Source organism: Pseudomonas sp. 58 R 12 (assembly GCF_900005865.1).
GTDB lineage: Bacteria > Pseudomonadota > Gammaproteobacteria > Pseudomonadales > Pseudomonadaceae > Aquipseudomonas > Aquipseudomonas tritici.
This window is the reverse complement of record NZ_CVTP01000028.1, coordinates 707292-732526: the sequence shown is the minus strand read 5'-3', so window position 1 is coordinate 732526 and position 25235 is coordinate 707292. Positions and strand designations below refer to the sequence as shown.

26 protein-coding genes are annotated in these 25235 nt (G+C 60.5%); 21 read left to right on the top strand and 5 right to left on the bottom strand.

The window, feature by feature from the left end; translation table 11 throughout:
• The first annotated feature begins 35 nt into the window (after positions 1–35).
• The 19 genes from BFP95_RS27700 (at position 36) to BFP95_RS27610 (ending at position 20869) form a co-directional block, all read left to right on the top strand.
• On the top strand, positions 36–1202 hold the full coding sequence (locus BFP95_RS27700) for a ribosomal protein uL16 3-hydroxylase (protein WP_049712673.1): 1167 nt from the start codon (positions 36–38) through the stop codon (positions 1200–1202).
• Positions 1195–1617, top strand: a complete 423-nt coding sequence (locus tag BFP95_RS27695; protein WP_049712672.1) for a GNAT family N-acetyltransferase — start codon at positions 1195–1197, stop codon at positions 1615–1617. The genes BFP95_RS27700 and BFP95_RS27695 overlap by 8 nt, the downstream gene beginning before the upstream one ends.
• Before the next feature lie 205 nt (positions 1618–1822).
• Entirely contained in the window at positions 1823–2560 is a 738-nt protein-coding gene (locus BFP95_RS27690; RefSeq protein ID WP_065881881.1) for a secretin N-terminal domain-containing protein, read from the top strand.
• 490 nt (positions 2561–3050) lie between these two features.
• The gene (gene aceA, locus BFP95_RS27685) at positions 3051–4376 is read left to right on the top strand and encodes an isocitrate lyase (RefSeq protein WP_065872064.1); all 1326 of its coding nucleotides are present in this window, start codon (positions 3051–3053) and stop codon (positions 4374–4376) included.
• A gap of 651 nt (positions 4377–5027) precedes the next feature.
• On the top strand, positions 5028–5441 hold the full coding sequence (locus BFP95_RS27680) for an NADH-quinone oxidoreductase subunit A (RefSeq protein WP_003219575.1): 414 nt from the start codon (positions 5028–5030) through the stop codon (positions 5439–5441).
• 10 nt (positions 5442–5451) lie between these two features.
• The gene (locus tag BFP95_RS27675) at positions 5452–6126 is read left to right on the top strand and encodes a NuoB/complex I 20 kDa subunit family protein (protein ID WP_012724951.1); all 675 of its coding nucleotides are present in this window, start codon (positions 5452–5454) and stop codon (positions 6124–6126) included.
• Positions 6127–6198: 72 nt separating this feature from the next.
• Positions 6199–7983, top strand: coding sequence for an NADH-quinone oxidoreductase subunit C/D (nuoC, locus tag BFP95_RS27670; protein WP_065872063.1), 1785 nt, complete (start codon positions 6199–6201; stop codon positions 7981–7983).
• Between the two features lie 2 nt (positions 7984–7985).
• Positions 7986–8483, top strand: coding sequence for an NADH-quinone oxidoreductase subunit NuoE (gene nuoE / locus BFP95_RS27665; RefSeq protein ID WP_065872062.1), 498 nt, complete (start codon positions 7986–7988; stop codon positions 8481–8483).
• Positions 8480–9835 (top strand): NADH-quinone oxidoreductase subunit NuoF, encoded by a 1356-nt coding sequence (nuoF, locus tag BFP95_RS27660; RefSeq protein WP_065872061.1) that lies wholly within the window; start codon positions 8480–8482, stop codon positions 9833–9835. The genes nuoE and nuoF overlap by 4 nt, the downstream gene beginning before the upstream one ends.
• Before the next feature lie 135 nt (positions 9836–9970).
• Positions 9971–12685, top strand: a complete 2715-nt coding sequence (nuoG, locus tag BFP95_RS27655) for an NADH-quinone oxidoreductase subunit NuoG (protein WP_065910995.1) — start codon at positions 9971–9973, stop codon at positions 12683–12685.
• A complete protein-coding gene (gene nuoH / locus BFP95_RS27650) occupies positions 12682–13689 on the top strand; it encodes an NADH-quinone oxidoreductase subunit NuoH (RefSeq protein WP_012724954.1) in 1008 nt (335 codons plus the stop codon). The genes nuoG and nuoH overlap by 4 nt, the downstream gene beginning before the upstream one ends.
• A gap of 11 nt (positions 13690–13700) precedes the next feature.
• Positions 13701–14249 carry an NADH-quinone oxidoreductase subunit NuoI gene (gene nuoI / locus BFP95_RS27645; protein ID WP_003174725.1) on the top strand — a complete coding sequence of 183 codons (549 nt, stop codon included), beginning with the start codon at positions 13701–13703 and terminating at the stop codon, positions 14247–14249.
• A 9-nt stretch (positions 14250–14258) separates the two neighbouring features.
• The gene (gene nuoJ / locus BFP95_RS27640) at positions 14259–14762 is read left to right on the top strand and encodes an NADH-quinone oxidoreductase subunit J (protein WP_049712667.1); all 504 of its coding nucleotides are present in this window, start codon (positions 14259–14261) and stop codon (positions 14760–14762) included.
• A gap of 2 nt (positions 14763–14764) precedes the next feature.
• Positions 14765–15073: an NADH-quinone oxidoreductase subunit NuoK gene (gene nuoK / locus BFP95_RS27635; protein ID WP_003174727.1), complete on the top strand. Its 309-nt coding sequence runs from the start codon at positions 14765–14767 to the stop codon at positions 15071–15073.
• Positions 15070–16923 (top strand): NADH-quinone oxidoreductase subunit L, encoded by a 1854-nt coding sequence (gene nuoL, locus BFP95_RS27630; protein ID WP_065872059.1) that lies wholly within the window; start codon positions 15070–15072, stop codon positions 16921–16923. Before nuoK ends, nuoL begins: the two co-directional genes overlap by 4 nt.
• A 49-nt stretch (positions 16924–16972) precedes the next feature.
• Positions 16973–18505: an NADH-quinone oxidoreductase subunit M gene (gene nuoM, locus BFP95_RS27625; RefSeq protein ID WP_049712665.1), complete on the top strand. Its 1533-nt coding sequence runs from the start codon at positions 16973–16975 to the stop codon at positions 18503–18505.
• A gap of 7 nt (positions 18506–18512) precedes the next feature.
• The gene (gene nuoN, locus BFP95_RS27620) at positions 18513–19976 is read left to right on the top strand and encodes an NADH-quinone oxidoreductase subunit NuoN (RefSeq protein WP_049712664.1); all 1464 of its coding nucleotides are present in this window, start codon (positions 18513–18515) and stop codon (positions 19974–19976) included.
• Between the two features lie 238 nt (positions 19977–20214).
• Positions 20215–20565 carry a toxin gene (locus tag BFP95_RS27615; RefSeq protein ID WP_065911061.1) on the top strand — a complete coding sequence of 117 codons (351 nt, stop codon included), beginning with the start codon at positions 20215–20217 and terminating at the stop codon, positions 20563–20565.
• Entirely contained in the window at positions 20555–20869 is a 315-nt protein-coding gene (locus tag BFP95_RS27610) for a helix-turn-helix domain-containing protein (protein ID WP_065881873.1), read from the top strand. The genes BFP95_RS27615 and BFP95_RS27610 overlap by 11 nt, the downstream gene beginning before the upstream one ends.
• A 60-nt stretch (positions 20870–20929) precedes the next feature.
• Here BFP95_RS27610 and BFP95_RS27605 read toward each other — a convergent pair whose 3' ends face one another.
• Positions 20930–21682 carry an outer membrane beta-barrel protein gene (locus tag BFP95_RS27605; RefSeq protein ID WP_065890761.1) on the bottom strand — a complete coding sequence of 251 codons (753 nt, stop codon included), beginning with the start codon at positions 21680–21682 and terminating at the stop codon, positions 20930–20932.
• Between the two features lie 124 nt (positions 21683–21806).
• Positions 21807–22643 (bottom strand): arylamine N-acetyltransferase family protein, encoded by an 837-nt coding sequence (locus BFP95_RS27600; RefSeq protein ID WP_065910994.1) that lies wholly within the window; start codon positions 22641–22643, stop codon positions 21807–21809.
• Positions 22644–22763: 120 nt separating this feature from the next.
• On the opposite strand from BFP95_RS27600, the gene BFP95_RS27595 reads away from it, so the two are divergent.
• Positions 22764–23000 carry a DUF6555 family protein gene (locus BFP95_RS27595; RefSeq protein ID WP_065872056.1) on the top strand — a complete coding sequence of 79 codons (237 nt, stop codon included), beginning with the start codon at positions 22764–22766 and terminating at the stop codon, positions 22998–23000.
• Positions 23001–23031: 31 nt separating this feature from the next.
• On the opposite strand, the gene BFP95_RS27590 is transcribed toward BFP95_RS27595, so the two are convergent.
• Both BFP95_RS27590 and BFP95_RS29860 read right to left on the bottom strand, forming a co-directional pair.
• A complete protein-coding gene (locus BFP95_RS27590; protein WP_065872055.1) occupies positions 23032–23232 on the bottom strand; it encodes a DUF6021 family protein in 201 nt (66 codons plus the stop codon).
• 14 nt (positions 23233–23246) lie between these two features.
• On the bottom strand, positions 23247–23423 hold the full coding sequence (locus BFP95_RS29860; RefSeq protein WP_175403064.1) for a hypothetical protein: 177 nt from the start codon (positions 23421–23423) through the stop codon (positions 23247–23249).
• Positions 23424–23536: 113 nt separating this feature from the next.
• Between BFP95_RS29860 and BFP95_RS27585 the strand changes: the two genes are divergently transcribed.
• Positions 23537–24058, top strand: coding sequence for a DUF3087 domain-containing protein (locus tag BFP95_RS27585; protein WP_065872054.1), 522 nt, complete (start codon positions 23537–23539; stop codon positions 24056–24058).
• Between the two features lies 1 nt (position 24059).
• Here the strand turns inward: BFP95_RS27585 and BFP95_RS27580 are convergent, their stop codons facing one another.
• Entirely contained in the window at positions 24060–25193 is a 1134-nt protein-coding gene (locus BFP95_RS27580) for an MFS transporter (RefSeq protein WP_065910993.1), read from the bottom strand.
• Positions 25194–25235 lie beyond the last annotated feature (42 nt).

Here is a 25235-nt window from a genome sequence, read left to right as displayed (position 1 = left end):
CAGTCTGAAAAGTGCATTTTTTCAATAGGTTACACATGAATCCTGATATCCCTCTTCAACTTCTGGGCGGCATCACGGCACGGGAATTCCTGCGCGACTATTGGCAGAAAAAACCGCTGCTGATTCGTCAGGCCATTCCTGATTTCGAAAGCCCGATCGACGCCGACGAACTGGCCGGCCTGGCCCTAGAAGAAGAAGTCGAATCGCGCCTGGTGATCGAACACGGCGAGCGTCCGTGGGAACTGCGTCGCGGCCCGTTCGCTGAAGACGCCTTCAGCACCCTGCCCGAGCGTGAGTGGACCCTGCTGGTGCAGGCCGTCGACCAGTTCGTACCGGAAGTGGCCGAGCTGCTGGAGCAGTTCCGCTTTCTGCCGAGCTGGCGCATCGACGATGTGATGATCAGCTTTGCGGCCCCGGGTGGCAGCGTGGGTCCGCACTTCGACAACTACGATGTGTTCCTGCTGCAAGCCCAGGGCAAGCGCAACTGGAAGATCGGCCAGATGTGCAGCTCCGAAAGCCCGCTGCTGCAACACGCTGACCTGCGTATCCTCGCCGAATTTGAAGAAAGCGCCGAATGGGTCCTGGAACCGGGCGACATGCTCTACCTGCCGCCGCGCCTGGCGCACTTCGGCATTGCCGAAGATGACTGCATGACCTACTCGGTCGGCTTCCGCGCGCCAAGCGCTGCTGAAGTGCTGACCCACTTCACCGACTTCCTGGCCCAGTACCTGACCGACGAAGAGCGTTACACCGACGCCGACGCCCAACCCGTCAGCGACCCGCACCAGATCCAGAGCGACGCCCTCGACCGCCTCAAGAGCCTGCTGGCCGAGCACATGAGCGACGAGCGCATGCTGCTGACCTGGTTCGGCCAGTTCATGACCGAGCCACGTTACCCGGAACTGGTGGCCGGTGAAGAAGTGGGCGAAGAAGACTTCATCAGCAGCCTGCAAGACGGCGCGATCCTCGTGCGCAACCCGAGCGCGCGAATGGCCTGGTCGGAAGTGGACGACGACGTGCTGCTGTTCGCCAGCGGCCAGAGCCGTTACTTGCCAGGCAAATTGCGCGAGCTGTTGAAGCTGATCTGCGCCGCCGACGCCTTGCATGCTGAAAACCTCGGCCCATGGCTGGCGGATGAAGACGGTCGCGACCTGCTGTGCGAATTGGTCAAGCAAGGCAGCCTGGGATTTGCCGATGAATAAGATTCACGTACGTGTCGCGGACTGGCGAAAGGATATCGACGAGATTCGGCGCATTCGTGAAGCGGTGTTTATCGCTGAACAATCGGTTCCACCGGAGCTGGAGTGGGACGCGGACGACGCTGGCGCCATGCACTTTCTTGCATTTGAAGGCGACTTTCCTATCGGCACTGCTCGCCTGCTGCCCAGCGGCGAGATTGGTCGCGTGTCGGTGCTCAAGGACTGGCGCGGGCTGAAGGTCGGCGACAAGCTGATGGAAGCGGTGATTGGCGAGGCCGAGAAACGCGGCCAGACCCGGCAGTTTCTGAGTGCGCAGGTTTATGCGGCGCCGTTCTATGAGCGGTTGGGTTTCAAGATTGTCAGTGATGAGTTTCTTGAAGTCGGGATTCCGCATGTGGATATGGTGCGCGGGGACTGATCCGGGGCACTGGTTTGTAGTGAGCGGGCTTGCCCCGCGCTGGGCTGCGCAGCAGCCCTAAAACCAGACGCCGAGTTCTTCCAGAAAGAACTCGGCGTTTTTATTGGGGCTGCTGCGCAGCCCAGCGCGGGGCAAGCCCGCTCACTACACGCCAGGCCGACAAACTGGCAAACTCAAGCCCAAATGACTCGCAGAGATCACGGACATGTCCCTACGCACCCTGCTCACCGCCCTTCTCCTGACCGCCAGCGTCTCGGCCATGGCCGACACTGAAGTCGTCAACCTGAGCAACCGCACCAGCGCCGACCTACTGCCTGTGGCACAGAACTTCATTGGCAAGGACGGCACCGTCAGTGCCTACGGCAACCAACTGATCGTTAAGGCCGACCCCGCCAAGATCCAGGACTTGCGCGCCCTGCTCTCGCAACTGGACACCCCGGCCAAGCGCTTGCTGATCACCGTCGACACCAACGAAAGCAATCAGCAGAACAGCGGCGACAGCCAGACCCGCATCATCAGCTACGGCACCACCAGCCGCGACGGCGGTATCCAGCAGATCCAGGCCAGTGAAGGCGTACCCGCCTTGATCCAGGTGGGTCAAAGCGTACCGCTCACTACCACCCAGCAAGACAGCTATGGCCGTCTGCAAAACCAGACCCAGTACCGCAACGTCACCCAGGGCTTCTACGTCACAGCCAGCGTCACCGGTGAAACCGTGCACCTGGCAATCAGTACCAACCGTGACCGCATGAGCCAGGAACGTCCCGATGTAGTGAACGTGCAAAGCACCGACACAACCGTCAGCGGGCAGTTGGGCGAGTGGATTACCCTGGCTGGCATCAATCGCGAAACCCAGGCCGACAAATCCTCTACAACCCGCAGCTACTCTACTCAGGGCCGCGACGACCTAACGGTGCGGGTCAAGGTCGACACCCTGAACTGAAGCACCAAAAACTGACTGATGAGTCGTATTAGACTAAAGATGTAGTGCTCAAAAAAAAGCACTACAAACCATTTGACGATCCAAAAAAGCATGGGCATGATGGCCTCGCTCCCGCTAATCAGGGGCCCTGGCAAGGGCCTTCGGATCGCCGCTCTAAGCTACCCACCTGAGCCGATTCGTGTCTGTACCGCCCACAAGGTGTGTTTGACGAGGTTGCGACTGGAACGAAGTTGTCCCGAGGGACGGAAGCTAACCAGGTAACCCGGCTACACGCTGCTGAACACCTAAGGGCCCACGACGCCTGAAGACTGTTCCTGGTCTGCCTTTACCTGCTCCCCCCTCTCGCCAATCGTTCATCCCGTCGCATTCCCCGCCAGACCCGACATGACCGCCTAAGCTTCTGGTCAGCGAGCAGCCCTGCCCACGCATTGAATGCAGGGCTGGCAAATGGATTTTTCCACCACACGAAGACGCGACGAGGTTTACTTCCATGGCACTGACACGCGAACAGCAAATTGCAGCCCTTGAGAAAGACTGGGCTGAAAACCCACGCTGGAAAGGCGTGACCCGCGCTTATTCCGCTGCTGACGTCGTCCGCCTGCGTGGCTCGGTTCAACCTGAGCACACCTTTGCAAAACTCGGCGCCGAGAAGCTGTGGAACCTGGTCACCCAAGGTGCCAAGCCTTCCTTCCGTCCCGACAAAGATTTCGTCAACTGCATGGGCGCCCTTACCGGTGGCCAGGCAGTCCAACAGGTCAAAGCCGGTATCCAGGCAATCTACCTGTCCGGCTGGCAAGTGGCGGCGGACAACAACTCCGCTGAATCCATGTACCCCGACCAATCGCTGTACCCGGTGGATTCGGTTCCAACCGTGGTCAAGCGCATCAACAACTCGTTCCGTCGTGCCGACCAGATCCAATGGAAAGCTGGCAAAGGTCCGGGCGACGAAGGCTACATCGACTACTTCGCCCCCATCGTGGCTGACGCTGAAGCCGGTTTCGGCGGCGTACTCAACGCCTACGAGCTGATGAAGAGCATGATCGAGGCAGGCGCTGCCGGCGTGCACTTCGAAGACCAACTGGCTTCGGTGAAGAAGTGCGGCCACATGGGCGGCAAGGTACTGGTGCCAACCCAGGAAGCCGTACAGAAGCTGACCGCTGCCCGCCTGGCCGCTGACGTTGCCGGCACACCAACCATCATCCTGGCGCGTACCGATGCCAACGCCGCTGACTTGCTGACCTCCGACTGCGACCCGTACGACCAGCCATTCGTGACCGGCGAACGTACCCAGGAAGGTTTCTACAAAGTGCGCGCCGGTCTCGACCAGGCGATCGCCCGTGGCCTGGCCTACGCGCCGTACGCCGATCTGATCTGGTGCGAAACCGCCAAGCCGGACCTGGACGAAGCCCGTCGTTTCGCCGAAGCGATCAAGAAGGAATACCCGGACCAACTGCTGTCGTACAACTGCTCGCCTTCCTTCAACTGGAAGAAAAACCTGGACGACGCGACCATCGCCAAGTTCCAGCGCGAACTGTCCGCCATGGGCTACAAGCACCAGTTCATCACCCTGGCCGGCATTCACAACATGTGGCACAGCATGTTCAACCTGGCGCACGACTACGCCCGCAACGACATGACCGCCTACGTGAAGCTGCAGGAGCAAGAGTTCGCTGACGCCGCCAAGGGCTACACCTTCGTGGCGCACCAGCAGGAAGTGGGCACCGGCTACTTCGACGACATGACCACCGTGATCCAGGGCGGCTCCTCGTCCGTGACCGCGCTGACCGGTTCGACCGAAGAAGAGCAGTTCCACTAAGTATCGAGTACACGGCCACTGCGTAACCGTTCAAAAGCTAACCGCAGTGCCGCACAACAATCACGCCCCGACTGGTTCGGGGCGTTTTTTTGCGTGAAAAAATCTGACTGACGCAATGCAGAGCAGATGTTGGAGCTGGCTTGCCTACGATGGCGGCGTGCCAGTCACCACATTCTTTTGCTGACACACCGCCATCGCGGGCAAGCCCGGCTCCCACAGAGACCGAGCCGGGTACTTTTTGTGCAAAACATTGATCCAGAGCGGTATTTGCCAGAGCCCAATCGGTTAAAAGATCCCAATCGGCAACTAAGCCGCAATCAACCAAGTAACGGCAACTTCCCGCGCCACACGAGAAACATTCGCTTAAACCCCACGCAAACAATATTCATTATCATTTGACTCATAAAAACTTCGTTACCGGTTAAACAAAACACATTTGATTAAATGCCCGCTAATGCCCGCCCCATAAGGGCTACAGCCCCAAGAAGGTGCACTATGTGCTTATTCCACCGAATAATTTCGCCCTAGGAATTTTACTTGCCCGGTGTTTAGCCATAAAATCACCGCGATTGATTGCAGTGCGACATATCGTCACTGCATCGTTACTTTTTCGAGCTCAGAGACCTTTGCTCTCTGTTAAGGATTTCCAGCATGACCGAAGCGACAGGACTCATGGCCCACAACTGGGGCTTTGCCATTTTCCTCCTCGGTGTTGTCGGCCTTTGCGCCTTCATGCTCGGTGTCTCCAGCCTCCTCGGGTCAAAAGCCTGGGGCCGCAGCAAGAATGAACCGTTCGAGTCCGGCATGCTGCCTACAGGTGGCGCCCGCTTGCGGCTCTCAGCCAAATTCTATCTGGTCGCGATGCTGTTCGTGATCTTCGATATCGAAGCCCTTTTTCTCTTTGCCTGGTCTGTGTCCGTCCGCGAAAGCGGCTGGACCGGATTCGTCGAAGCCCTCGTTTTCATAGCAATTCTGTTGGCAGGCCTTGTCTACTTGTTCCGAGTGGGCGCCCTTGATTGGGCTCCGGAAGCTCGTCGTAAGCGGCAAGCGAAGCTGAAACAATGAGGCTTTGGCGATGCAATACAATCTCACCAGGATCGACCCGGATGCTCCTAACGATCAGTACCCTATCGGCGAACGGGAAACCGTTTCCGATCCGTTAGAAGATCAAGTCCACAAAAACATCTACATGGGCAAGCTGGAAGACGTGCTGAGTGGCGCGGTCAACTGGGGGCGTAAAAACTCCCTGTGGCCGTACAACTTCGGTCTGTCCTGCTGCTACGTGGAAATGACCACCGCCTTTACGGCGCCCCACGATATCGCGCGCTTTGGCGCCGAAGTTATCCGGGCATCGCCGCGTCAGGCGGATTTCATGGTTATCGCCGGTACCTGCTTTATCAAGATGGCGCCGATCATTCAGCGTCTCTACGAGCAAATGCTCGAACCAAAGTGGGTTATCTCCATGGGTTCGTGCGCCAACTCCGGTGGCATGTACGACATCTACTCCGTGGTTCAAGGGGTGGACAAGTTCCTGCCCGTGGACGTCTACGTGCCTGGCTGCCCGCCCCGCCCTGAAGCGTTCTTGCAAGGCTTGATGCTGTTGCAGGAATCGATTGGCAAGGAGCGTCGCCCGCTTTCCTGGGTCGTCGGCGATCAAGGCGTGTATCGCGCCGAGATGCCGTCGCAAAAGGAACAGCGCCGCGAACAGCGTATCGCAGTCACCAACCTGCGCAGCCCCGACGAAGTCTGATCCAGCACCGCTTCTTTTATAGAACGAAAACCTGGCTTCATTCTTTACGTTGACCGAAAGCGATAAAAAACCATGACTACAGGCAGCGCTCTGTACATCCCGCCTTATAAGGCAGACGACCAGGATGTGGTCGTCGAACTCAATAACCGTTTTGGCCCTGACGCCTTCACCGCCCAGGCCACACGCACCGGTATGCCGGTGCTGTGGGTGGCGCGTGCCAAGCTTGTCGAAGTCCTGACCTTCCTGCGCAACCTGCCCAAGCCGTACGTCATGCTCTATGACCTGCATGGCGTGGACGAGCGTCTGCGCACCAAGCGTCAAGGCCTGCCGAGCGGCGCCGATTTCACCGTGTTCTATCACCTGCTCTCGATCGAACGTAACAGCGACGTGATGATCAAGGTCGCGCTGTCCGAAAGCGACCTGAGCGTACCGACCGTGACCGGCATCTGGCCGAACGCCAGCTGGTACGAGCGTGAAGTCTGGGACATGTTCGGTATCGACTTCCCGGGCCACCCGCACCTGACGCGCATCATGATGCCGCCCACCTGGGAAGGTCACCCGCTGCGCAAGGACTTCCCTGCCCGCGCCACCGAATTCGACCCGTACAGCCTCAACCTCGCCAAGCAACAGCTTGAAGAAGAGGCCGCGCGCTTCCGTCCGGAAGACTGGGGCATGAAACGCTCCGGCACCAACGAGGACTACATGTTCCTCAACCTGGGCCCGAACCACCCTTCGGCTCACGGTGCCTTCCGTATCATCCTGCAACTGGACGGCGAAGAAATCGTCGACTGCGTGCCGGACATCGGCTACCACCACCGTGGTGCCGAGAAGATGGCCGAACGTCAGTCGTGGCACAGCTTCATCCCGTACACCGACCGTATCGACTACCTCGGCGGCGTGATGAACAACCTGCCGTACGTGCTCTCGGTCGAGAAGCTGGCCGGCATCAAGGTACCGGACCGCGTCGACACCATCCGCATCATGATGGCCGAGTTCTTCCGGATCACCAGCCACCTGCTGTTCCTGGGTACCTATATCCAGGACGTTGGCGCCATGACCCCGGTGTTCTTCACCTTCACCGACCGTCAGCGTGCCTACAAGGTCATCGAAGCCATCACTGGCTTCCGCCTGCACCCGGCTTGGTACCGCATCGGCGGTGTGGCCCACGACCTGCCGAATGGCTGGGAGCGCCTGGTCAAGGAATTCATCGACTGGATGCCCAAGCGTCTGGACGAGTACCAAAAGGCAGCGCTGGACAACAGCATCCTCAAAGGCCGTACCATCGGCGTCGCCCAGTACAACACCAAAGAAGCCCTGGAATGGGGCGTCACCGGTGCTGGCCTGCGTTCGACCGGCTGCGATTTCGACCTGCGTAAAGCGCGCCCGTACTCCGGCTACGAGAACTTCGAATTCGAAGTCCCGCTGGCGGCCAACGGCGATGCCTACGACCGTTGCATCGTGCGCGTCGAAGAAATGCGCCAGAGCCTGAAGATCATCGAGCAGTGCATGCGCAACATGCCGGCCGGCCCGTACAAGGCGGATCACCCGCTGACCACGCCGCCGCCGAAAGAGCGCACGCTGCAGCACATCGAAACCCTGATCACGCACTTCCTGCAGGTTTCGTGGGGCCCGGTAATGCCGGCCAACGAATCCTTCCAGATGATTGAAGCGACCAAGGGTATCAACAGTTATTACCTGACGAGCGATGGCGGCACCATGAGCTACCGCACCCGGATTCGTACCCCAAGCTTCCCGCACTTGCAGCAGATCCCTTCGGTGATCAAAGGCGAGATGGTCGCGGACTTGATTGCGTACCTGGGTAGTATCGATTTCGTTATGGCCGACGTGGACCGCTAAGCATGAATAGCACGCTTATCCAGACAGACCGTTTCACCCTGAGTGAAACCGAGCGCTTGGCCATCGAGCACGAGCTGCATCACTACGAAGACCCGCGCGCGGCGTCGATCGAAGCCTTGAAGATCGTCCAGAAGGAACGTGGCTGGGTGCCTGACGGTGCCCTCTACGCCATCGGCGAGATCCTTGGCATCCCCGCGAGCGACGTTGAAGGCGTGGCGACGTTCTACAGCCAGATCTTCCGCCAGCCGGTGGGTCGCCACATCATTCGCGTGTGCGACAGCATGGTTTGCTACATCGGTGGCCACGAGTCGGTGGTCAGCGAGATCCAGAACAAACTGGGCATCGGCCTCGGCCAGACCACCCCGGACGGCCGCTTCACGCTGCTGCCGGTGTGCTGCCTGGGCAACTGCGACAAGGCGCCGGCGTTGATGATCGACGACGACACATTCGGTGACGTACAGCCTGCTGGCGTGACCCAATTGCTCGAGGGCTACCCATGACCCTGACCTCTTTCGGCCCGGCCAACCTGATCAAGCGTTCGGCCGAGACTCACCCGCTGACCTGGCGCCTGCGTGACGACGGCGAGCCGGTATGGCTCGACGAGTACCAGGCCAAGAACGGTTACGCCGCTGCGCGCAAAGCCTTCGCCGACATGGCCCAGGACGATATCGTCCAGACCGTGAAAGACGCCGGCCTTAAAGGCCGCGGCGGTGCAGGCTTCCCCACGGGTGTTAAGTGGGGCCTGATGCCCAAGGACGAATCCATCAACATCCGCTACCTGCTGTGCAACGCGGATGAAATGGAACCGAACACCTGGAAAGACCGCATGCTGATGGAGCAACTGCCCCATCTGTTGATCGAAGGCATGCTGATCAGCGCCCGCGCATTGAAAACCTACCGTGGCTACATCTTCCTGCGTGGCGAATACACCACCGCCGCCAAGCACCTCAACCGTGCGGTGCAGGAAGCCAAGGCAGCGGGCCTGCTGGGCAAGAACATCCTTGGTTCGGGTTTCGACTTCGAACTGTTCGTGCACACCGGCGCCGGGCGTTATATCTGCGGTGAAGAAACCGCACTGATCAACTCTCTCGAAGGCCGCCGCGCCAACCCGCGCTCCAAGCCGCCCTTCCCTGCCGCCGTGGGCGTGTGGGGCAAGCCAACCTGCGTGAACAACGTGGAAACCCTGTGCAACGTGCCGGCGATCATCGCCGACGGCGTCGACTGGTACAAATCGTTGGCTCGCGAAGGCAGCGAAGACATGGGCACCAAGCTCATGGGCTTCTCCGGCAAGGTCAAGAACCCTGGCCTGTGGGAGCTGCCATTCGGCGTGACCGCGCGCGAGCTGTTCGAGGACTACGCCGGCGGCATGCGCGACGGCTACACCTTGAAAGCCTGGCAGCCAGGCGGCGCCGGTACCGGTTTCCTGCTGCCTGAGCACCTCGACGCGCAAATGTATGCCGGCGGCATCGGCAAGGTGGGCACCCGGATGGGTACCGGCCTGGCGATGGCGGTCGACAACACGGTGAACATGGTTTCGTTGCTGCGCAACATGGAGCAGTTCTTCGCGCGTGAATCGTGCGGTTTCTGCACCCCCTGCCGCGACGGCCTGCCATGGAGCGTGAAGCTGCTGATGGCCCTGGAAAATGGCGAAGGCCGCGAGGGTGATATCGAAACCCTGCTCGGCCTGGTCGGCTTCCTTGGCCCAGGCAAGACCTTCTGTGCTCACGCACCGGGCGCCGTGGAGCCATTGGGCAGCGCAATCAAATACTTCCGCTCGGAGTTCGAAGCCGGCATCGCGCCTACCAGCGCCGCCGTCCCGCCTCTGGCGAGGCCGATCGTAGTCGGCGCGTAACGCTTTAAAAGGCGAAGGGTCCGTGCCTTTCGCCTTCTCATGTGCTGACGCCTTTAGGGCTGTGTAGATGCACATGAATAACAAGATTCCATTAGCCACGCCCGCTGACAACGGGCCAACGAAGAACTTTGAACCATGGCCACTATCCACGTAGACGGCAAAGCGCTCGAAGTCGATGGGGCAGACAACCTGTTACAGGCATGTCTCTCACTAGGCCTCGACATCCCGTATTTCTGCTGGCACCCCGCGCTTGGTAGCGTCGGTGCCTGTCGCCAGTGTGCGGTCAAGCAATACACCGACGAGAACGACACCCGTGGTCGTATCGTCATGTCGTGCATGACGCCAGCCACCGACAACACCTGGATCTCCATCGACGATGAAGAATCCAAGGCGTTCCGCGCCAGTGTCGTCGAATGGCTGATGACCAACCATCCCCACGACTGCCCGGTCTGTGAGGAAGGCGGTCACTGCCACCTGCAAGACATGACGGTGATGACCGGCCACAACGAGCGCCGTTATCGCTTCACCAAGCGCACCCACCAGAACCAGCAACTGGGCCCGTTCATTTCCCACGAGATGAACCGCTGCATCGCTTGCTATCGCTGCGTGCGTTTCTATAAAGACTACGCCGGCGGCACCGACCTCGGCGTGTTCGGCGCCCACGACAACGTGTACTTCGGTCGCGTTGAAGACGGCGTGCTTGAAAGCGAGTTCTCCGGCAACCTCACCGAGGTCTGCCCGACCGGTGTGTTCACCGACAAGACCCACTCCGAGCGCTACAACCGTAAGTGGGACATGCAGTTCTCGCCGAGCATCTGCCATGGCTGCTCCAGCGGTTGCAACATCTCCCCGGGCGAGCGCTACGGCGAACTGCGTCGCATCGAAAACCGCTTCAACGGTTCGGTCAACCAGTACTTCCTGTGCGACCGTGGCCGTTTCGGTTATGGCTACGTCAACCGCGAAGACCGCCCACGCCAGCCGCTGCTGGCCGATGGCGCCAAGCTGAGCCTCGACGCGGCGCTGGATAAAGCCGCCGACCTGCTGCGCGGCCGCAACATCGTCGGTATCGGTTCGCCACGCGCCAGCCTCGAAAGCAACTTCGCGTTGCGCGAACTGGTCGGCGCTGAGCACTTCTACAGCGGTATCGAAGCCGGTGAACTGGAGCGCATCCGCCTGGTCCTGCAAGTGCTGAACGACAGCCCGCTGCCCGTTCCGAACATGCGCGACATCGAAGACCACGACGCCATTTTCGTGCTCGGTGAAGACCTGACCCAGACCGCTGCGCGTATCGCGCTGTCGCTGCGCCAGTCGGTGAAAGGCAAGGCTGAAGACATGGCCGACGCCATGCGCGTACAGCCTTGGCTCGACGCCGCGGTGAAAAACATCGGCCAGCACGCGCTGAACCCGCTGTTTATTGCAAGCCTCGCTGAAACCAAGCTCGACGATATCGCTGAAGAATGCGTACACGCAGCACCGGACGACCTGGCGCGCATCGGTTTCGCCGTGGCCCACGCCCTCGACGCCAGCGCACCGGCGGTCGAAGGCCTGGACACTGAAGCCGTTGAACTGGCCCAGCGTATCGCCGACGCCCTGCTGGCCGCCAAGCGCCCATTGATCATTGCCGGCACCTCCTTGGGTTCCAAGGCGCTGATCGAAGCCGCCGCCAACATCGCCAAGGCCTTGAAGCTGCGCGACAAAAACGGCTCCATCAGCCTGGTCGTACCGGAAGCCAACAGCCTCGGCCTGGCCATGCTCGGTGGCGAGTCCCTGGACGCGGCCCTGCAAGCCGTGATCGACGGCAACGCCGACGCCATCGTCGTGCTGGAAAACGACCTGTACACCCGCACGGATTCGGCCAAGGTCGACGCCGCGCTGGACGCGGCCAAAGTACTGATCGTTGCCGACCACCAGAAGACCGCCACCAGCGAGCGTGCAAACCTGGTGCTGCCAGCCGCTACCTTCGCCGAAGGCGACGGTACCCTGGTCAGCCAGGAAGGCCGCGCCCAGCGCTTCTTCCAAGTGTTCGACCCGAAATACATGGACGCCAGCATCCTGGTCCATGAAGGCTGGCGCTGGCTGCATGCCTTGCGCGCGACCCTGCTGAACCAGCCAATCGACTGGACCCAGCTCGACCACGTCACCGCTGCCACCGCCGCAAGCGCGCCGCAGCTGGCACGTATCGTCGACGCCGCACCATCCGCCGCGTTCCGCATCAAGGGCATGAAACTCGCCCGTGAGCCGCTGCGTTACTCCGGTCGTACCGCCATGCGCGCCAACATCAGCGTGCACGAACCGCGTACGCCGCAGGACCCGGACACCGCGTTCAACTTCTCGATGGAAGGTTACTCGGGTTCGGTCGAGCCACGTCAGCAGGTGCCATTTGCCTGGTCGCCGGGCTGGAACTCGCCGCAGGCCTGGAACAAGTTCCAGGACGAAGTCGGTGGTCACATCCGCGCTGGCGACCCGGGCACCCGCCTGATCGAAAGCACCGGTGACTCGCTGAACTGGTTCGCCGCCGTACCGCGTCCGTTCAACCCGGCCCCGGGCACCTGGCAGGTTGTGCCGTTCTTCCACCTGTTTGGCAGCGAAGAGACCTCTTCCAAGGCCGCGCCGGTACAAGAGCGCATTCCAGAAGCCTACGTGGCCCTGGCCAAGTCCGAAGCCGATCGCCTGGGCGTCAACGACGGTGCCCTGCTCAGCCTGAACGTGGCTGGCCAGACCCTGCGCCTGCCGCTGCGCATCAACGAAGAGCTGGGTGCTGGCATGGTTGCCCTGCCGAAAGGCATCGCCGGTATTCCAGCGGCGATCTTTGGCAAAACCGTTGACGGTCTGCAGGAGGCAGCGCAATGACTTGGTTCACGCCTGAAGTGATTGACGTGATCATCTCGGTGGTCAAGGCCATCGTGATCCTGTTGGCCGTGGTTGTCGCGGGCGCTCTGCTCAGCTTCGTCGAACGTCGCCTCTTGGGCTGGTGGCAGGACCGTTACGGTCCGAACCGCGTTGGCCCATTCGGCATGTTCCAGATCGCTGCCGACATGCTGAAAATGTTCTTCAAGGAAGACTGGACCCCGCCGTTTGCCGACAAGGTGATCTTCACCCTGGCACCCGTCGTGGCCATGAGCGCCTTGCTGATCGCCTTCGCGGTCATCCCGATCACCCCGACCTGGGGCGTGGCGGACCTGAACATCGGCTTGCTGTTCTTCTTCGCCATGGCCGGCTTGTCGGTCTACGCGGTGCTGTTCGCCGGTTGGTCGAGCAACAACAAGTTCGCCCTGCTGGGCAGCTTGCGGGCTTCGGCCCAGACCGTGTCCTACGAAGTGTTCATGGGCCTTGCGCTGATGGGCATCGTGGTGCAGGTCGGCTCGTTCAACATGCGCGACATCGTCGAGTACCAGGCGCAGAACCTGTGGTTCATCATTCCGCAGTTCTTCGGCTTCTGTACCTTCTTCATCGCTGGCGTCGCCGTGACTCACCGTCACCCGTTCGACCAGCCGGAAGCGGAACAGGAACTGGCCGACGGTTACCACATTGAATACGCCGGCATGAAATGGGGCATGTTCTTCGTTGGCGAGTACATCGGCATCATCTTGATCTCGGCCCTGCTGGTCACGCTGTTCTTCGGCGGCTGGCACGGACCGTTTGGCATCCTGCCGCAGTTGGCGTTCTTCTGGTTCTTCCTGAAGACCGCGTTCTTCATCATGTTGTTTATCCTGCTGCGCGCTTCCATTCCGCGTCCACGATACGACCAGGTGATGGATTTCAGCTGGCGCTTCTGCCTGCCACTGACCCTGATCAATTTGCTGGTGACTGCTGCCGTTGTGTTGTTGAACACGCCAGCGGCCGCGGTTCAGTGAGGATTTGACCCATGTTCAAATATATTGGCGACATCGTTAAGGGTACCGGTACCCAGTTGCGAAGCCTGGTGATGGTGTTCGGTCACGGCTTCCGCAAACGCGACACCCTGCAATACCCGGAAGAAGCGGTGTACCTGCCGCCGCGCTATCGCGGCCGCATCGTGCTGACCCGTGACCCCGATGGCGAAGAGCGTTGCGTTGCCTGCAACCTGTGCGCCGTGGCATGCCCGGTGGGTTGCATCTCCCTGCAGAAAGCTGAAACCGAAGACGGTCGCTGGTACCCGGACTTCTTCCGCATCAACTTCTCGCGCTGCATTTTCTGCGGCCTCTGCGAGGAAGCTTGCCCGACCACCGCGATCCAGCTGACACCGGATTTCGAGATGGCCGAGTTCAAACGTCAGGACCTGGTGTACGAGAAAGAAGATCTGCTGATCTCTGGTCCCGGTAAAAACCCTGATTACAACTTCTATCGTGTTGCAGGTATGGCCGTTGCTGGTAAGCCGAAAGGCGCCGCACAAAACGAAGCCGAGCCGATCAACGTGAAGAGCTTGCTGCCTTAAGGAAGAAAGATGGAATTCGCTTTCTATTTCGCGTCCGGTATTGCAGTGGTGTCCACGCTTCGCGTGATCACCAACACCAATCCTGTGCACGCCCTGCTCTACCTGATCATTTCGCTGATCGCCGTGGCCATGACCTTTTTTGCACTCGGCGCGCCGTTCGCCGGTGTGCTGGAAGTGATCGCCTACGCCGGCGCCATCATGGTGCTGTTCGTGTTTGTGGTGATGATGCTCAACCTCGGTCCGGCTTCGGTCGCCCAGGAACGCGTCTGGCTCAAGCCCGGCATCTGGCTCGGCCCAGTCATCCTCGCAGCGCTGCTGCTGGCTGAACTGCTGTATGTGCTGTTCGCTCACCAGAGCGGCCAGGCCATCGGCCACACCACCGTAGACGCCAAGGCCGTGGGCATCAGCTTGTTCGGCCCGTACCTGCTGGTGGTCGAACTGGCTTCGATGCTGCTGCTCGCCGCAGCCATCACTGCCTTCCACTTGGGCCGCAACGAAGCCAAGGAGCAATGACGATGCCTGCTATCCCTTTGGAGCATGGTCTGGCGGTCGCCGGCATCCTGTTCTGCCTTGGCCTGGTCGGCCTGATGGTTCGCCGTAACATTTTGTTCGTGTTGATGAGCCTGGAAATCATGATGAACGCCGCAGCACTGGCGTTCATCGTGGCAGGCGCACGTTGGGGCCAGCCGGATGGACAAGTCATGTTCATCCTGGTGATCAGCCTGGCAGCCGCCGAGGCCAGTATCGGCCTGGCGATCCTGCTGCAACTGTATCGTCGCTTCCACACGCTTGATATCGACGCTGCCAGTGAGATGCGCGGATGAACATGATCTTTCTGACTTTCGTATTCCCCCTGATCGGTTTCCTGCTGCTGTCGTTCTCTCGCGGACGCTGGTCGGAAAACCTTTCTGCCCTGATCGGTGTGGGTTCCATTGGCCTGTCGGCCATCGTGGCCGCCTACGTCATCTGGCAATTCAACGTGGCGCCGCCGGAAGGCGGCCACTACACCCTGGTGCTGTGGCAGTGGATGTCGGTGGAGGGCTTCAAGCCCAACTTCGCCCTCTATGTCGACGGCCTGTCGATCACCATGCTTGGCGTGGTGGTGGGCGTGGGCTTCCTGATCCACCTGTTCGCGTCCTGGTACATGCGCGGTGAAGCGGGCTATTCGCGCTTCTTCTCGTACACCAACCTGTTTATCGCCAGCATGCTGTTCCTGGTGCTCGGCGATAACCTGTTGTTCCTGTACTTCGGCTGGGAAGGCGTGGGCCTGTGCTCGTACCTGTTGATCGGTTTCTACTACAGCAACCGCAACAACGGTAACGCGGCACTCAAGGCGTTTATCGTCACGCGTATCGGCGACGTGTTCATGGCCATCGGCCTGTTCATCCTGTTCCAACAGGTGGGCACGCTGAACATCCAGGAACTGCTGGTGCTGGCACCGCAGAAATTCCAGGTCGGCGACTTCTGGATCACCCTGGCCACCCTGATGCTGCTGGGCGGCGCTGTCGGTAAATCCGCGCAACTGCCGCTGCAAACCTGGCTGGCGGACGCGATGGCCGGCCCTACCCCGGTTTCCGCACTGATTCACGCGGCAACCATGGTGACTGCGGGTGTCTACCTGATCGCGCGTACCCACGGCCTGTTCACCCTGGCGCCGGATATCCTGCACCTGGTGGGCGTAGTGGGCGGCGTGACCCTGGTACTGGCCGGCTTTGCCGCGCTGGTCCAAACCGACATCAAGCGTATCCTCGCCTACTCGACCATGAGCCAGATCGGCTACATGTTCCTGGCCCTGGGCGTGGGTGCCTGGGACGCGGCGATCTTCCACCTGATGACCCACGCCTTCTTCAAGGCCCTGCTGTTCCTTGCGTCCGGTGCGGTGATTGTTGCCTGCCACCACGAGCAGAACATCTTCAAGATGGGCGGCCTGTGGAAGAAACTGCCACTGGCCTACGCCAGCTTCATCGTCGGTGGTGCCGCCCTCGCAGCCCTGCCGCTCGTGACCGCCGGTTTCTACTCGAAAGACGAAATCCTCTGGGAAGCCTTTGCCAGCGGTAACCAGAACCTGCTGTACGCAGGCCTGGTGGGTGCGTTCATGACCTCGCTGTACACCTTCCGCCTGATCTTCATCACCTTCCACGGTGAAGCCAAGACCGAAGCACACGCAGGCCACGGCATTTCGCATTGGTTGCCTTTGTCGGTACTGATCATCCTGTCGACCTTCATCGGCGCACTGATCACCCCACCCCTGGCCGGTGTACTGCCGGAAAGCGCTGGCCATGCTGGCGGCGCGGCCAAGCACAGCTTGGAAATCGCCTCGGGCGCCATCGCCATCGCGGGTATCCTGCTGGCGGCCCTGCTGTTCCTCGGCAAACGTCGCTTCGTGACGGCCGTTGCCAACAGTGGCATTGGTCGTTTCCTGTCGGCCTGGTGGTTTGCTGCCTGGGGCTTCGATTGGCTCTACGACAAACTGTTCGTCAAGCCTTACCTCGCCATCAGCCATGTACTGCGTAAAGACCCGCTCGACCAGACCATCGGTTTGATCCCGCGTGCCGCCAAGGCCGGTCACACCGCCCTGAGTCGCAGCGAGACGGGCCAATTGCGTTGGTATGCAGCTTCCATGGCGGCAGGTGCCGTGCTGGTGATCGGCGCCATCGTTGTGGTAGCGGTTTGACTATGAACATTGCGATCTTTGCGAACTTGCGAAAGGAAACGAGCCTGTCATGATTCTGCCCTGGCTAATCCTGATCCCCTTTATCGGCGGCCTGCTCTGCTGGATGGGTGAACGCTTCGGCGCCACCCTGCCCCGCTGGATTGCGTTGCTGACCATGTCCCTGGAACTCGCACTCGGCCTCTGGCTGTGGGCCCATGGCGACTATTCATTTGCTCCGGCACCGGGTGCCGATCCAACCTTCGCGCTTGAGTTCAAGCACGTGTGGATCCAGCGCTTCGGCATCAACGTGCACCTGGCCCTCGACGGCCTGTCGCTGTTGATGATTCTGCTGACCGGCCTGCTGGGTATCCTCTCGGTACTCTGCTCCTGGAAAGAGATCCAGCGTCACGTGGGCTTCTTCCACCTGAACCTGATGTGGATCCTGGGCGGCGTTGTCGGCGTGTTCCTCGCCCTCGACCTGTTCATGTTCTTCTTCTTCTGGGAAATGATGCTGGTGCCGATGTACTTCCTCATCGCGCTCTGGGGTCACAGTTCTTCGGACGGCAAGAAAACCCGGATCTACGCGGCGACCAAGTTCTTCATCTTCACCCAGGCTTCCGGCCTGATCATGTTGGTGGCGATCCTGGGTCTGGTACTGGTCAACTTCAACAGCACGGGCGTGATTACGTTCAACTACGCCGACCTGTTGAAAACCAAGATGTCCCTGACCACCGAGTACATCCTGATGCTGGGCTTCTTCATCGCGTTCGCGGTGAAGCTGCCGGTGGTGCCGTTCCACTCCTGGCTGCCGGATGCCCACGCACAGGCACCGACCGCCGGTTCCGTGGACTTGGCCGGTATCCTGTTGAAGACCGCCGCCTACGGCCTGTTGCGTTTCGCCCTGCCGCTGTTCCCGAATGCCTCGGCCGAGTTCGCGCCGATCGCCATGACCCTGGGTCTGATCGGGATCTTCTACGGCGCGTTCCTGGCCTTCGCACAAACCGACATCAAGCGTCTGATTGCCTTCTCGTCCGTTTCCCACATGGGCTTCGTACTGATCGGCATCTACTCCGGCAGCCAGTTGGCATTGCAAGGCGCCGTGATCCAGATGTTGGCCCACGGTGTCTCGGCCGCTGCACTGTTTATCCTGAGTGGCCAGCTGTACGAACGCCTGCACACCCGTGACATGCGGGAAATGGGTGGCGTGTGGTCGCGCATCGCTTACCTGCCGGCGATCAGCCTGTTCTTTGCCGCCGCGTCGCTGGGCTTGCCGGGTACCGGTAACTTCATCGGCGAGTTCCTGATCCTGATGGGTGCCTTCGTGCAAACACCGTGGATCAGTGCGATTGCTACCTCCGGCCTGGTGTTTGGTTCGGTCTACTCGCTGATCATGATCCACCGCGCCTACTTCGGCCCGGCCAAGTCCGACACCGTCCTGCAAGGGATGGATGCGCGCGAACTGATCATGGTGCTCGGCCTTGCGGTACTGCTGATCTACATCGGCGTGTACCCGCAACCGTTCCTGGACACTTCTGCCGCGACGATGCATGGCGTGCAGCAGTGGTTCGGCACCGCCTTCTCTCAACTCGCTTCGGCCCGGTAAGAGCGCTATGGAATTCACGATCCAACACTTTATCGCGCTTGCGCCGCTGCTGATTACCAGCCTCACCATCGTGGTGGTGATGCTGGCAATCGCCTGGCGCCGCAATCACTCGCAAACGTTCCTGCTGTCGTGTGCCGGTCTCAACCTGGCCCTGCTGTCGATCATTCCGGCCCTCAAGGTCGCACCACTGGCGGTCACGCCACTGATGATGGTCGATGACTTCGCGCTGTTGTACATCGCGTTGATCCTGGTCGCGACCCTGGCCTGCGTCACCCTCGCCCACGCCTACCTTGGCGAAGGCGGCACCGGCTACCCGGGCAACAAGGAAGAGCTGTACCTGCTGATCCTGCTGGCTGCGGCCGGCGGTATCGTGCTGGTCAGCGCTCAGCACCTGGCCGGCTTGTTCATCGGCCTGGAACTGCTGTCGATCCCGACCTACGGCCTGGTGGCCTACGCCTTCTTCAACAAGCGCTCCCTGGAAGCCGGCATCAAGTACATGGTGCTGTCGGCCGCCGGTTCCGCGTTCCTGTTGTTCGGTATGGCCCTGCTCTACGCAGAAGCCGGCAGCCTGAGCTTCACCGGCATCGGCCACGCATTGGCGGCGACCAGCATGCCTGCGCCGATTGCCCAACTGGGCCTGGCCATGATGCTGATCGGCCTGGCGTTCAAGCTGTCCCTGGTGCCGTTCCACTTGTGGACCCCGGACGTGTACGAAGGCGCCCCGGCGCCAGTGGCTGCGTTCCTGGCGACCGCGTCGAAAGTGGCCGTGTTTGCGGTGATGGTGCGTCTGTTCCAGATCTCCCCCGCCGCCAACACCGGCGTGCTGAGCGACGTGCTAACCGTGATCGCCATTGCGTCGATCCTGTTCGGTAACCTGCTGGCGCTGACCCAGAACAACCTCAAGCGTCTGCTGGGTTATTCGTCCATCGCCCACTTCGGCTACCTGCTGATCGCCCTGGTGGCGAGCAAAGGCCTGGCCGTGGAAGCCATGGGCGTGTACCTGGTCACCTACGTGATCACCAGCCTCGGCGCATTCGGCGTGATCACGCTGATGTCCTCGCCATTCAAAGGCCGTGACGCCGACGCCCTGTACGAATACCGCGGCCTGTTCTGGCGCCGTCCGTACCTGACCGCCGTACTCACCGTGATGATGCTGTCGCTGGCCGGTATCCCGCTGACCGCAGGCTTTATCGGCAAGTTCTACATCGTGGCGACCGGTGTTCAAGCGCATGAATGGTGGCTGGTTGCGTCGCTGGTATTGGGCTCCGCCATCGGCGTGTTCTACTACCTGCGCGTGATGGTCACCCTGTACCTGATCGAGCCAAACCTGCGCCGTGTGGACGCCGAGCTGCATTGGGAACAGAAGGCAGGCGGCGTAATGCTGCTGGCCATCGCCCTGCTCGCGTTCTTCCTGGGCGTGTACCCACAACCGTTGCTCACCCTGGTGCAGCACGCGGTACTGGGCGTTTGATCGCTTAGCGGGATGCAGTAAACAAAACGGTGCCTTCGGGCGCCGTTTTGCGTTTCTGGGGCCGGTGCTTTTACCCTCCCCTACTCAGGGAAATTTCCTCCTGCACCTGCCTCCTAATCTGGCATCTACCCAATGAAGGCCGCCGTATGGTGTTTGCGTTTTAGGAAAGTTCCCACAGCAGGGTCACTTGACCCAAAGCGAGTGGGCCACCAAACTATACGCAGGCTACGTACAGAACATGGATGCTCTATTTATCGAACTGCCGGCCTTCGAGCGGCATCGCAAGGACTATCTGAGTGACGAGCTTTTCCACGGTTTTCAACAGGCGTTGATAAAGAACCCGGAAGCGGGAGACGTGATCGAGGGAACAGGCGGGTTACGCAAGGTTCGCTTTGTCGACGAACGACGCAACAAAGGCAAGCGCGGTGGCCTGCGGGTCATTTACTACTGGTGGTCGGGCGGCACGCAATTCTGGTTATTCACCCTGTACGGCAAACACGAACAGGACGACCTGACGCCACAGCACAAAAAAGCCCTTAAACACATGCTGGACAGGGAAATCAAAGCGAGAACACACCATGAAACGTGAAATCTTTTCCGAACTGGTCGAAGGCTTCGACGCCCTGGCAAACGAACGCCAAGGCAAAGTCACCCTGCGGACCCACAAGGTTCATCTCAACAACCTGAAGCCGCTCACCGCAGAGGAAGTGGTCGCCGTGCGCCAACAGCTCAACCTCTCCCGTGCGGTCTTCGCCATGTACCTGCGCACCAACACGCGTACGCTGGAGAACTGGGAGCAAGGCCGGGCCAAACCCAACGCTCAGGCCGCCACCCTGATTCGCCTGGTGGCACGTTTTCCTGAGACCGTGGCGCAACTTGCTGCCTTGGGTTGACCTGCAATTACCCCAAAAAAAACGCCCCGAACATTCGGGGCGTTTTCCATTGCAACGGCGTTAGAACGCGATACCGACCTTGAAACCGTACTCATCACGCTTGAGCTTGGTGTTGTCGGCTACGTCGGAATCACCGTCGAGCTTGTACTCGGTGCGGGTGTAGTACAGGCCCGCCATCACCGGCAGGTCGCCTTTCTGATTCATCAGCAGGCTGACTTCGGCGTACGGGTTGGTGCGGTCCTTTAGGTCCACGGTGTCGCTGCCAACGTCATCTACCTTGAGCCTGGTGCGTCCATCGATAGTACGACGGGCGCCCGCTTCGACGCGCAGGGTCATGTCGTCGAACTGGTGGTTGTAGCCCAGGGCCGCCTTGGCGAACGGCGATTTGTTGGTGAGTTTCACATCGAGGTCGTTGATTTCCGGCTCGTAGCGGGTCCAGCTGTAGCCACCACCCACGATCACGTCGACAAAGTTGCGCGCATCCAGCGCAGCACGCCAGCCGAGGTCCAGGTCAGCCTGGCCTTCCTTGAGTTTGTTGTCGCTTTTTTCGCCGTACTTGGCTTCGATACCGGCCTGGTAGATAAAGCCGGATTCGGCAGTGAGCTTGTTACCGAAGTTGTAGAACAGGCCTGCTTCGGGCATGTGGCTCCTGTCGCTTTGGCTACCGCCTTCAAATTTGAAGTCGTTGTAGCTGCCCATGATCCCGAAGGTGGAAATCGGGTCGGTGGACGGTGCGGCGAACACCACGGCAGGCGCAGCGACCAGCGCCAGCAGCGATGAACCCTTGAAGAATTTTCCGAATAGCTTGGACATCGTTTTACATCTCCTTGTCTGGTGAGCAAATTATTCAGGAACCGCTTCGAACCCTGGCTTACGCGAAAGGTTCGAAATAATTTGCACCGATCTGAAAATAAAACGGGCCAACCAAGGCTCTAGCTCAACGGCCTCCAGATTCAGACGCTGCCAAGCCCGCAAGGATTTGGCGAAGCTGGGGCGAGACTGGCACGCGAATCCCAAAAATGTCGGCGAGCATCCCCACCATTTCATCGGCACTCTGGAGCGTACGTTTTTCACTCGGCCGGTCCAGGGAGTGCACTGCATAGCTGGCATTGTTCAGGGTATGGCGTTTACCCGCCGCCAACCGCGCGACTTTCAGTTGGCCCACGAACGGCGAATCCGGGTGGGTGGAGACGTACCAGTTGCCGATTTCATAGTCGATGGCCCCCTGCACTTGCAGGTCGAATACATACAAGCCCCGCCATTCCCCGGCGACTTGCGCCCACAGGGTGTAACTGCCCTGGCCGTCGAAGCTCAGCCGATAAGGTTCGTGCGCCGTGGCCTGCACCGCATCGGTGTCCAGTTGCAATGGGGTGCTGGGCACCATGCCGCCAAAACCCACGTCGGTGATATAGCGCACGCCTTCCAGCGTCACCAGGCTCAAGCGATGAGTGCGCGAGGTGCGCGCGTCCGGCGGGCCGCCCATCACCACCCGACCGGTGATACCTCTTGCATCGAAACCGAGTTCCTGCAACAGGGCCAGGAACATCTGGTTCAACTCATAGCAGTATCCGCCCCGCCCCTCCAACAGCACTTTTTGCTCGACGCTGGGCAGGTCAATGGGCACCGGCAGGCGCATCAAAGTCGACAGGCTTTCGAAGGCAAAGGTGCACACATGGCGCAGCTGCAAATCCTGCAGGGTGTGCAAGGTTGGCGCGGGCGGCGTGTCATAGCCCAGGCGTTGCAGGTAGCGGCGGCTATGGGTCAACAGTGACATGGCGCAATCCTTGGGCGCGGGATAGAGGCGACACTATGCCGCGCCAGCACGCAGGTTGTCATTTTGAATGAACCTTTTTGAACGCTCCCGTATCCATCTATAACAACACAGGGAGGCAACATGAGTACCGCAAAAATCTACACCATCAACTACCAACTGCACGGTCAACCGAAGTCCTTTGTGGTGCGCGCCGAAGTGATGAACAACGCCGAGGCATGGCACTGGGCGGCCGTTGATGCCGACATTGCGCATGTCAGCCGTGTGGGTCGCGTGGGCCACGAACAGGTGAAGAAAACCACCCGACCTTGGGCGGAGAAATTCGGCATTACCGACGTCATCTGGATCGCGCCCAAATAAACAAAAGCCCCGCACAAAGGCGGGGCTCGATTCAAGGCTTCAAGTCGCCCAACGGATCGTAGGGCGGCTTTTTTTCTGCCGGGTCTTTCTTGTCCTTGTCCAGCGGTGCAATGGCAGGGCCGATGGGGTCGACCTGTGGGTCTGCCACATCCGGCGAATCCGGGTCGAAGCCCAATTCATCCTTACCGCTGGCATGCTCGTCTGAAGACGGACCTTTCGGTGGATTACTCACGGCGATCTCCTTGTTTAAAGCGGGCGGGCTTTGTCGTGAAGGTTTTCCAGGTCTTCCTCGACGCGTTCCACGTCGTCGTTCTGACGTTCCGCCGGGTCATTGGGGCGCAACGCATCGTTGTCACGCTCCTCTTCACCGGGTGTGCGGTCAGGATTCGGGGTGCCGGGCGGCGGCTGCTTGTAGTCGGACATGATGGTTCACCTCAAAGGGTCTACACAGCTTTAGAGAAACCGCTGTGCGCCATCGTTCAACTTGTTTGCCCAAGCGTGAGATGATGCCAGCCCCTTCTGGAGAAACGACCCGGATGTTCGAGCTCAAACCCTGCGACCCTGTCACCTTTCGCCAACAGACCCGGCGCAGTACGCTGATTGTGGCGGTGCTCTTCCTGGCCCTGGGTATGTTGCTGTCGAGCCTGGCAGTGATGCTGTTCGGCGAGCCCGGCGGTGATAACTTCCGCTTCAATGTCGGCGGCGTCTTCGCCGGGGTGCTGATCACCTTGGCCCTGGTGCGCGGGCCGTTCTGGACCCAGCCTTGGCTGGCGCCGGCGGTGTACGGCTGGCAACTCAAGCGCAGCCTGATGAGCGTGACCAATGTGATGCACAAGGTCACCGAGCGGGTCCAGGCCAATGACCCGACGGCGATCAAGGTGCTGCGTTTTTATCACCTGGGCCTGACGCAAATGCATGAGTTGGACGCCAACTCCAGCGCCCAGGCGCAATTGGTCGGTGAGGTCGAGGCCCATAAGGCCAAGATGCAGGCATTGGGCATGGATACCGAACAAACCCGCTTCGAGCCGGCCTGGCTGCAAAGCTTCAAAACCCCTTGAATCATTGCGTTGCCGTGTTGGCCCGCCAGCAGAACACCGCGCTCAGCGCAATCGCCGCGCCCGCCAGGCCAAACACCCAGGGCGCCGAGACAATCGGCAGTAGCAGGCCTGCGAGCAATGGCCCGAGGCCGGCGCCGACATCACGCCACACGGCATTCGAGGCCAGGGCCGATACGCGCATCGAACCGGGGTTACGCTCCGCCACCAGGGTCGTCACCAGCGGCAGTTGCAGCGCGCGCAGTACCAACACCGCCGCCGCGCCGACAATCACCCAGTAACTGCCAAACGCCGTCAGGGCCAGGGCACTCAGGAACGAAAACAACAGCAACATCGAGGTGGCGCCAAAATGCTGCGCGGCGCGGCCGCCCAACGGGCTCAGGAGCATTTCCGACACATACCGCAGGGCCATCAGGCCACCGGCGATCAGCACCGCATCACCGCCAAGCAGCTTCTGCGCCTGGATCGACAGGCCAAAGATAAACAGACCATCCAGCGCCACGCCCTCGATAAACGACCACACCGCCACGCTGTCCGGCCACTTGAAGCGACGCCCCGGCGTGCTGTGTAAATCATGCCCAGCGGTAGGCAAGCCGCGCGCCATCCACAAGCCCACCAGGCAACACCCGGCCAAAATCAAAAAGATCGGACGCGGCCCGGCCCACAACGTCAGCCAGCCGCCGAGCGGCAGCGCCAGCATCGGCCCCAGCGCAATCATCGCCCGGGAACGCCCGGCCCGGCGTGCGGCACCGGCCGGCTCCGAGGTGGCCAGTACTTGGGTCGACAGGTTCAACGCGGCAAAACACAGGCCCCACACCAGCCGCAAGCCCAACAAGGCCGCGAAACCCGACAACATCGAGTTGCCCAACGCGCACAGAGTCGCCGCGCCGGCGGCAATCATGCAGGTCAGGCGGTCGCCGTTGCGCGCGTAGAAATTGAGCACATGCCGGTAGCCGAAAATCCGCACCAGGCGGTTGGCCGCCAGCAGCACCCCGGCTTGGGCCAGGGTGATACCGAACGCCTGGGATTCCATCGGCAGCAGCAGGTACAGCAACACGTCACTGGGCAAGCATAAGGCCAGGGTCAGCGCGGCGCGGCGAGAATGGGTATCAGCAGTGCGGAGGGCCAGGCTGGACATAAATCTGGAAACATCCCGAAATATTCAGGTCGCCACGGTAGC

Coding starts and splice junctions, on each gene's coding strand:
- BFP95_RS27700 (WP_049712673.1), top strand. CDS start 36: ATGAATCCTGATATCCCTCTTCAACTTCTGGGCGGCATCACGGCACGG.
- BFP95_RS27695 (WP_049712672.1), top strand. CDS start 1,195: ATGAATAAGATTCACGTACGTGTCGCGGACTGGCGAAAGGATATCGAC.
- BFP95_RS27690 (WP_065881881.1), top strand. CDS start 1,823: ATGTCCCTACGCACCCTGCTCACCGCCCTTCTCCTGACCGCCAGCGTC.
- aceA (WP_065872064.1), top strand. CDS start 3,051: ATGGCACTGACACGCGAACAGCAAATTGCAGCCCTTGAGAAAGACTGG.
- BFP95_RS27680 (WP_003219575.1), top strand. CDS start 5,028: ATGACCGAAGCGACAGGACTCATGGCCCACAACTGGGGCTTTGCCATT.
- BFP95_RS27675 (WP_012724951.1), top strand. CDS start 5,452: ATGCAATACAATCTCACCAGGATCGACCCGGATGCTCCTAACGATCAG.
- nuoC (WP_065872063.1), top strand. CDS start 6,199: ATGACTACAGGCAGCGCTCTGTACATCCCGCCTTATAAGGCAGACGAC.
- nuoE (WP_065872062.1), top strand. CDS start 7,986: ATGAATAGCACGCTTATCCAGACAGACCGTTTCACCCTGAGTGAAACC.
- nuoF (WP_065872061.1), top strand. CDS start 8,480: ATGACCCTGACCTCTTTCGGCCCGGCCAACCTGATCAAGCGTTCGGCC.
- nuoG (WP_065910995.1), top strand. CDS start 9,971: ATGGCCACTATCCACGTAGACGGCAAAGCGCTCGAAGTCGATGGGGCA.
- nuoH (WP_012724954.1), top strand. CDS start 12,682: ATGACTTGGTTCACGCCTGAAGTGATTGACGTGATCATCTCGGTGGTC.
- nuoI (WP_003174725.1), top strand. CDS start 13,701: ATGTTCAAATATATTGGCGACATCGTTAAGGGTACCGGTACCCAGTTG.
- nuoJ (WP_049712667.1), top strand. CDS start 14,259: ATGGAATTCGCTTTCTATTTCGCGTCCGGTATTGCAGTGGTGTCCACG.
- nuoK (WP_003174727.1), top strand. CDS start 14,765: ATGCCTGCTATCCCTTTGGAGCATGGTCTGGCGGTCGCCGGCATCCTG.
- nuoL (WP_065872059.1), top strand. CDS start 15,070: ATGAACATGATCTTTCTGACTTTCGTATTCCCCCTGATCGGTTTCCTG.
- nuoM (WP_049712665.1), top strand. CDS start 16,973: ATGATTCTGCCCTGGCTAATCCTGATCCCCTTTATCGGCGGCCTGCTC.
- nuoN (WP_049712664.1), top strand. CDS start 18,513: ATGGAATTCACGATCCAACACTTTATCGCGCTTGCGCCGCTGCTGATT.
- BFP95_RS27615 (WP_065911061.1), top strand. CDS start 20,215: ATGGATGCTCTATTTATCGAACTGCCGGCCTTCGAGCGGCATCGCAAG.
- BFP95_RS27610 (WP_065881873.1), top strand. CDS start 20,555: ATGAAACGTGAAATCTTTTCCGAACTGGTCGAAGGCTTCGACGCCCTG.
- BFP95_RS27605 (WP_065890761.1), bottom strand. CDS start 21,682: ATGTCCAAGCTATTCGGAAAATTCTTCAAGGGTTCATCGCTGCTGGCG.
- BFP95_RS27600 (WP_065910994.1), bottom strand. CDS start 22,643: ATGTCACTGTTGACCCATAGCCGCCGCTACCTGCAACGCCTGGGCTAT.
- BFP95_RS27595 (WP_065872056.1), top strand. CDS start 22,764: ATGAGTACCGCAAAAATCTACACCATCAACTACCAACTGCACGGTCAA.
- BFP95_RS29860 (WP_175403064.1), bottom strand. CDS start 23,423: ATGTCCGACTACAAGCAGCCGCCGCCCGGCACCCCGAATCCTGACCGC.
- BFP95_RS27585 (WP_065872054.1), top strand. CDS start 23,537: ATGTTCGAGCTCAAACCCTGCGACCCTGTCACCTTTCGCCAACAGACC.
- BFP95_RS27580 (WP_065910993.1), bottom strand. CDS start 25,193: ATGTCCAGCCTGGCCCTCCGCACTGCTGATACCCATTCTCGCCGCGCC.